General features: G+C 67.3%; 5 protein-coding genes. 2 read left to right on the top strand and 3 right to left on the bottom strand.

Going from position 1 to position 6,195, the window contains the following annotated elements; genetic code table 11:
- Positions 1-12: 12 nt before the first annotated feature.
- The 3 genes from PHQ87_RS10200 to PHQ87_RS10190 all read right to left on the bottom strand — a co-directional run bounded on the left by PHQ87_RS10200 (position 13) and on the right by PHQ87_RS10190 (position 4,514).
- Positions 13-1,365 carry an ABC transporter substrate-binding protein gene (locus PHQ87_RS10200; protein WP_300233571.1) on the bottom strand — a complete coding sequence of 451 codons (1,353 nt, stop codon included), beginning with the start codon at positions 1,363-1,365 and terminating at the stop codon, positions 13-15.
- Positions 1,362-2,684 carry a TAXI family TRAP transporter solute-binding subunit gene (locus PHQ87_RS10195; RefSeq protein ID WP_300233569.1) on the bottom strand — a complete coding sequence of 441 codons (1,323 nt, stop codon included), beginning with the start codon at positions 2,682-2,684 and terminating at the stop codon, positions 1,362-1,364. Before PHQ87_RS10195 ends, PHQ87_RS10200 begins: the two co-directional genes overlap by 4 nt.
- Positions 2,685-2,831: 147 nt before the next feature.
- Positions 2,832-4,514: an electron transfer flavoprotein-ubiquinone oxidoreductase gene (locus PHQ87_RS10190; protein WP_300233568.1), complete on the bottom strand. Its 1,683-nt coding sequence runs from the start codon at positions 4,512-4,514 to the stop codon at positions 2,832-2,834.
- Between the two features lie 229 nt (positions 4,515-4,743).
- Here PHQ87_RS10190 and PHQ87_RS10185 point away from each other — a divergent pair, with 229 nt between their 5' ends.
- Entirely contained in the window at positions 4,744-5,712 is a 969-nt protein-coding gene (locus tag PHQ87_RS10185) for a DMT family transporter (protein ID WP_300233566.1), read from the top strand.
- A gap of 11 nt (positions 5,713-5,723) precedes the next feature.
- On the top strand, positions 5,724-6,173 hold the full coding sequence (locus PHQ87_RS10180; RefSeq protein ID WP_300233564.1) for a thioesterase family protein: 450 nt from the start codon (positions 5,724-5,726) through the stop codon (positions 6,171-6,173).
- The last annotated feature ends 22 nt before the right edge of the window (positions 6,174-6,195 follow it).

Genomic DNA, 6,195 nt, shown 5'->3' with positions numbered 1-6,195 from the left:
GCTGGATGGAAGTCAGCCATGGGAGGGAGGTGGGGCCGCCTTGGCGGGCCCGGCCGCGCCGAGGGGGCCTGAGGAAGGGATGCCGGGCGTCAGGCGTTCGGCCACCTGGGCCAGGTGTTCGCGCAGGGTGTACCAGCGCGCCACAAACTGGTCGGGGATCTCCATATCCAGCACCTGCCGCTCGAGTTCGCCGAGCCGATGCAGCAGTTGCTCCCGCGCCTGGGTCTGTTCGGCGCCCGGGGCTTGCGCATCGCCCTCGATGAAACTGAGTTCGCCGTAGAAATGATGCAGGGCGGCGCCCACCCGCCACTCGATGATGGACGGGGCTCGCAGCAACAGAAAGGTGCCCAGCAGGAAGACCGGGAGCAGCCCCTGCACCAGCAGTGCCGCCCATTGCGCCTTGCCAAAGGGCAGGATGGTTTCCAGCCAGGGGCGCGAACCGCGCGCGTGCTGCCGGGCCACCTCCGAGATGGGGAAATTGCTGCCGATCTGGGTCGGGTAGTTTTCCTGCCGCTCCAGAAAGCCGGGCACGGCGTGCAACTCCAGTGCCACGTCGAGCAGTGCCCGCTGCAGCGCGGGGTGCAGGTCCGCGCGCACCACCAGGTGTGTGGGCGTGACCAGTGCCGTGATGTCGCGGTCGGGAATGTTGCCGCGCAGCTCGATGGCGCCCTGGGGCATGACGACCGGACGCAGCAGCGGGTCGCGGGCAGCCAGCGATCCGCTGCGCTCGACCGTGAGCAGCTGGACCCCGTCGAGCCGGGCCAGGTCGATGGCCGTCTGGGATGTCCCCGCCGCCACGTGCACCACCGCATCGACCTCACCACGGGACAGTGCCTCCACCGCCGATGAGCCGACGTGGTCGGTGAAGCTCACCTCATCGGCCGGCACGCCCATGTGTGCCAGCAGCCGCAGGGCCATCAGGCGGTTCGACGACCCCGCTACCGAGGCCGCCACGCGCCGGCCCCGCCACTGGCCCGGGTGGGTCATCCCATCGCGGCCGAAGAGCCAGACCAGTTCGTGCCCGATCACCGCCAGGGCGAGCGCGTGCGGGGCTTCCTGGGCATACAGGCCCTGGGCAAACGTGGCATCCACGCCTTGGGCACCCGCCGTCAGCTTGCCCAGTGGGTCCTGCGGCCGCGGGTGCGGCACGACCTGCACCTCGATGCCCATGGCACCCAGGCGCTGCGCATACTGCTGCGCCAGCAGGAAGTAGCTGCTGGGTGCGGGACCGGCGCCGATCACCAGGCGCTTGGGTGGCAACGGCTTCCACACCCAGGTCACGATGGCCAGCAGCATGCACAGCGTCAGCAGGATCGGCAGGTAGATCATCCACCAGCGTCGGCAGTAGAGCAGCAGGAGCTTCATCGCCCGCGGTACCTTTCCAGTTGTGAGCGCACGAAGGCGATGTGCTGCCGCAAGGTGTACCAGCGCGGCTGCAGTTCGGGGGGCAGACGCATCCGGGCCGTCGCCGCCATGATGGCCTCCAGCCGGGCGTTGATGCGGCTGAGTTCCATGCCCCCCACATCGACGACCCGTCTGACCAGCAGATCGTGTTCGATGAACTTCAGCTCGCCATACCAGCTGCTGAGGCGGGCGACCAGGCGCCAATGCAGAAAGGCGGGGATCAGGTGCATCAGGCCGATACCCAGCAGCGACAGGGGCAGGCCGATCACCACCAGGCGCTGGAGCCACTGTGCCGGCACGAAGGGCATCCACGCTTCCGGCCCGCTCAGCCCGCGCAGGAGCACCTGGCGCGCCTGCGGTGAGGGTGGAAAATCGGTGTGGCGCAGGTTCGGCAGCTCACCATCGTGATGAAAAACCTGGGGCCCGCCATGAACCTCCCGGGTGATGGCGGCCGCGAGCCGCTGGACGGCGGGGTCCAGCCCGCCCCGGGCCAGCAAATGGGTGCTGGTGGTCAGCAGCGGGGTGTCCAGGGCCGGCAGGCCCTTGCCCAGGCTGTCCTGAGGCAGCAAGCGGGCGTCCAGGAACGGGTGATGTTCGATGATGGCCGAGGCGCCTTCGATGCGGGCCAGATGAACACCCGGCGTGCGCAGCAGGTGCATCACCACCGGTGCATGGGGCGAGGCGACCAGGAAGACGGCATCGAGCGCGTTGCGCTCCAGCGCACGCGCCGCTTCCAGGCCGCTGAGCGATGACCACTGAACGTCGCTGTCGGCAACGCGCTGGTGGCGCAGCAGCCGCTGCAGCAGGTGGCGGTGGCCGCTGTCGATCGGGCCGGCCGCCACACGGCGACCCGACAGCTCCGTCAGTGAGCGGATGTGGGTGTGCCGGCTGAACAGCCACAGGCCTTCGGTGTCCACGATGGCTATGGTCTGCACCGGTGCCTTGCCTGGTGGCAGGGTGGGGCTGCCGTCCGGTGTCCAGGCCATGCCACCTTGCACCAGGGCCAGATCCGCCTGGCCATGGCCCAGACGCTGCAGATTCACCGGTGAGCCCGGTGACCCGAGGGTTTTGGCGCGCATGCCGTGGCGGCCGAAGGCTTCGGCGTAGCGCGCGGCATGTGCCTCGTAGGCACCGTCGGGCATGCCGCCGCTGATCACCACATGGCGCGGCGGCATGGGGTAGAGCTGCCACCAGGCCAGGGTGCCCAGCACGATGAGCATGGCCAGTATCGGAACCCGTATCAGCGCCCAGCGGTGTTGGTAGATCTTCGCCGTTTTCATGAAAAACCCCGTGCCACAGCATAGGGCCATCATGGCTCATTGAATATCTTTTGTTACATTTGGCCGCTGCGGGTGTGGCATCGCCGCCAAACCAAAATGAAAAGGCCACCGCGAGCGGTGGCCTTGCCGGAGGTCGGGGGCATTACATTACATGCCGGCGTAGGTCGGTCCGCCACCGCCCTCGGGCGTGACCCAGACGATGTTCTGCGTCGGATCCTTGATGTCGCAGGTCTTGCAGTGCACGCAGTTCTGCGCGTTGATCACCAACTGGTCCTGCCCGTCCTTTTCGACGAACTCGTACACGCCGGCCGGGCAGTAGCGGCTTTCCGGCCCGGCGTACTTGGCCAGGTTGATCTTCACCGGCACGCTGGCGTCCTTGAGCGTCAGGTGCGCCGGCTGGTTCTCCTCGTGGTTGGTGTTGGACATGAACACACTGGAGAGGCGGTCGAAGGTGATCACGCCATCCGGCTTCGGGTAGGCGATCTTGGGCATCTCGGCCGCGGGCTTGAGCTTGGTGTGGTCCTTGACCGTGTTGTGGATGGTCCAGGGCGGTACGCTCACGCCGACCTTGGGCAGGAACCAGTGCTCCACGCCGGTCATCAGCTTGCCCATGAGCGGGCTCTTCTTGAACCAGTTCTTGAAGTTGCGGTAGGTCCAGAGCTCTTCGTGCAGCCAACTGGCCTTGAAGCCGGACTCGAACGCGGTCAGCTCGTCACCCTGGCGGCCGGCCGTGATGGCCTCGTAGGCTGCCTCGGCGCACAGCATGCCGCTCTTGATGGCCGCGTGGCTGCCCTTGATGCGTGCCGCGTTGAGAAAGCCCGCGTCGCAACCCACCAGCGCGCCGCCCGGGAACACCGTCTTGGGCAGTGCCTGGGGCGTGCCGTTGTTCAGCGCACGGGCACCGTAGCCCAGGCGCTTGCCGCCTTCGATGTGCGCCTTGATGGCCGGGTGTGTCTTCCAGCGCTGCATCTCCTCGAACGGACTCATCCAGGGGTTCTGGTAGTCCAGACCGATCACGTAACCCAGCGTGACCTTGTTGTCTTCCAGGTGGTAGAGAAAGCCACCGCCGAAGGTGTCGTCCGCCAGCGGCCAGCCGGCGGTGTGCACTACCAGGCCCGGCTTGGCCTTCTCGGCCGGGATTTCCCACAGTTCCTTGATGCCGATGGCAAAGGTCTGTGCATCCTTGCCTTCATCGAGCTTGAATTTGGCGATCAGCTGTTTGCCCAGATGGCCGCGCGCACCCTCGGCGAACACGGTGTACTTGGCGTGCAGTTCCATGCCGATCTGGAAGTTCTCGGTCGGCTCGCCATCCTTGCCGATGCCCAGGTTGCCGGTGGCCACCCCCTTGACGGAACCGTCGTCGTGGTAGAGCACCTCGGCGGCGCTGAAGCCGGGGAAGATTTCAACGCCCAGGGCCTCGGCCTGCTCGCCCAGCCACTTGGTGACCGCACCCAGGCTGACGACGTAGCAGCCATCGTTGTGGAAGTTGCGTGGCATCAGCCAGTCGGGGGTGCGCTGGGCACCGGTCTCCGACAGCACGAGCAGATCGTCGCCGGTGACCGGCTGGTTCAGCGGGGCGCCCATCGCCTTCCAGTCGGGGAACAGCTCGGTGATCGCCCTGGGGTCCATCACGGCGCCCGAGAGGATGTGCGCGCCCGGCTCGGATCCCTTCTCGAGAACGCAGACGCTGACCTCGCTGCCTTTGTCGGCGGCCAGTTGTTTCAGGCGGATCGCGGTCGACAGGCCGGCCGGGCCGCCGCCGACGACGACCACGTCGTATTCCATGGCTTCACGCGGCCCGAACTGGGCAAGGATTTCGTCTGGGGTCATGGGGGTCTCGCAGATAATGTTCTTCAGATCGGATTCACCGTTTCGGGCGGTGTCGTCGTGCGGACAGCATTCTACGTGGATGTGCAATAAATAGAACGACCGTGCTAATTTTGACCATACAGGACACCTCCCCGTGTTCGGCCGGCCGGACCCCGCGGGCCGAGGCGGCCGGTCATGGGGGGCGGACCACCGCTGAAACGATCACCGCGGCCGGCTGCGGCGTCGATGCGTGAGCCCCGAAGCGGTCATTGCCGGGCCTGGCCCGGACAGGCCCGGTGGTGCCGGTGTGACAGGCATGCTGGCGGGCCTGGGGGCGGGTGCCTTCTGGGGCACCACCTTCATGGCGCCGCTGCTGGCGCCCGCGTTCGGATCCGTGGACATCACGGTGGGCCGCTTTCTGGCCTGCGGCCTGTTCTCGCTGATGCTGCTGGTGTGGCAGTGGTGGCGCCTGCCTGCCGGGCAGCGCCAGGTGGCCCGACCGGTACCCGGCCAGATGATCGCGGCGCTGGGGCTGAGCGTCCTGGGCTACACCGGGTACTACCTGCTGCTGGTGCTGGCGATCGCCGAGGCCGGACCCGCACTGCCGGTCCTGGTCATCGGCACCATACCGCTGTGGCTCATGCTGTTGGGCAAACCGCAGGACCTGCGCTGGCGCCTGCTGATGCCGGGCCTGTTGCTCACGGCCGCGGGTATGGCCGCGATGTTCGTCGTTGGCGCGCGTGACGTCGATACCGCGCGGGGGGCAGCGCTGTGGCGAGGGGTAGCCTGGGCGCTGTGCGCCGCCGCGAGCTGGACGGCCTTTGGCCTGATCAACGCCCGCTGGCTGACACGGCATCCGCAGATCGGCTCCACCACCTGGTCAAACTGGCTTGGGGTGGCCGCCGGCCTGGGGGCCTGTGTGCTGTGGGTCGGCTGGGGCTCCCCCTGGTCCGAACTGGTGGCGCGGCCTGGCTGGGCGACCTTTGTCGCCGTTTGCGTCTTCACCGGTATCGGTGCGGGCTGGGTGGCCGCCGTGCTGTGGAACGTGGCCAGCCGGCGCCTGAGCCCGAGCCTGGCGGGTCAGCTCATCGTCAGCGAGACCGTGTTTGGCCTGGTCTACGCCTTTGCCTGGGACGGGACCTGGCCGCTGCCCCTGCAGTGGCTGGCCTGTCTGTTGTTCGTGCTCGGCATCGTGTCATCGATCCGGGCCCATCGCTGAAAGGGACGTGTGTGAAGCTTGAACTGCCTGCCGACAAAAAGCTGGTGCACAGCATCTTGGTACCGATCCGCTGGGGTGACATGGACGCCATGGGCCATGTGAACAACACCCTCTATTTCCGCTACATGGAAATTGCCCGCCTGGACTGGTTCTATGGCATGGGGCTGCCGGCCGACCCGAAGGGCGAGGGGCCGGTGATCGTCAACGCATTCTGCAATTTCATCCGCCAACTCGAGTTTCCGGGCGACGTGCTGGTGCGCACCTACGTCGGCGCGATGGGCAAGACCTCGTTCGACACCTACCATGAGATGCTGTGCACCGATGATCCGGACACGGTCTGTGCCAACGGCGGCGCCACGGTGGTCTGGGTCGACTTCCCGCGGCAGAAGTCGGTGCCCATGAGTGCCCAGGCGCGCGCCCTCATCGAATCCGCCGGCGGCCCGCCCCTGCTCGGGCGCTGACCCGCGCAGCGGCGGAGCGTGG

This window comes from Hydrogenophaga sp., from assembly GCF_028698005.1.
In the GTDB taxonomy this organism is placed as follows: domain Bacteria; phylum Pseudomonadota; class Gammaproteobacteria; order Burkholderiales; family Burkholderiaceae_C; genus Hydrogenophaga.
The sequence above is the reverse complement of the archived record's forward strand: the minus strand, read 5'-3'. Positions and strand labels throughout refer to the sequence as shown.

Bases quoted from the DNA above. Each gene is read 5' to 3' on its own strand.
- PHQ87_RS10200 (WP_300233571.1), bottom strand. From the start codon at position 1,365: ATGAAGCTCCTGCTGCTCTACTGCCGACGCTGGTGGATGATCTACCTG.
- PHQ87_RS10195 (WP_300233569.1), bottom strand. From the start codon at position 2,684: ATGAAAACGGCGAAGATCTACCAACACCGCTGGGCGCTGATACGGGTT.
- PHQ87_RS10190 (WP_300233568.1), bottom strand. From the start codon at position 4,514: ATGACCCCAGACGAAATCCTTGCCCAGTTCGGGCCGCGTGAAGCCATG.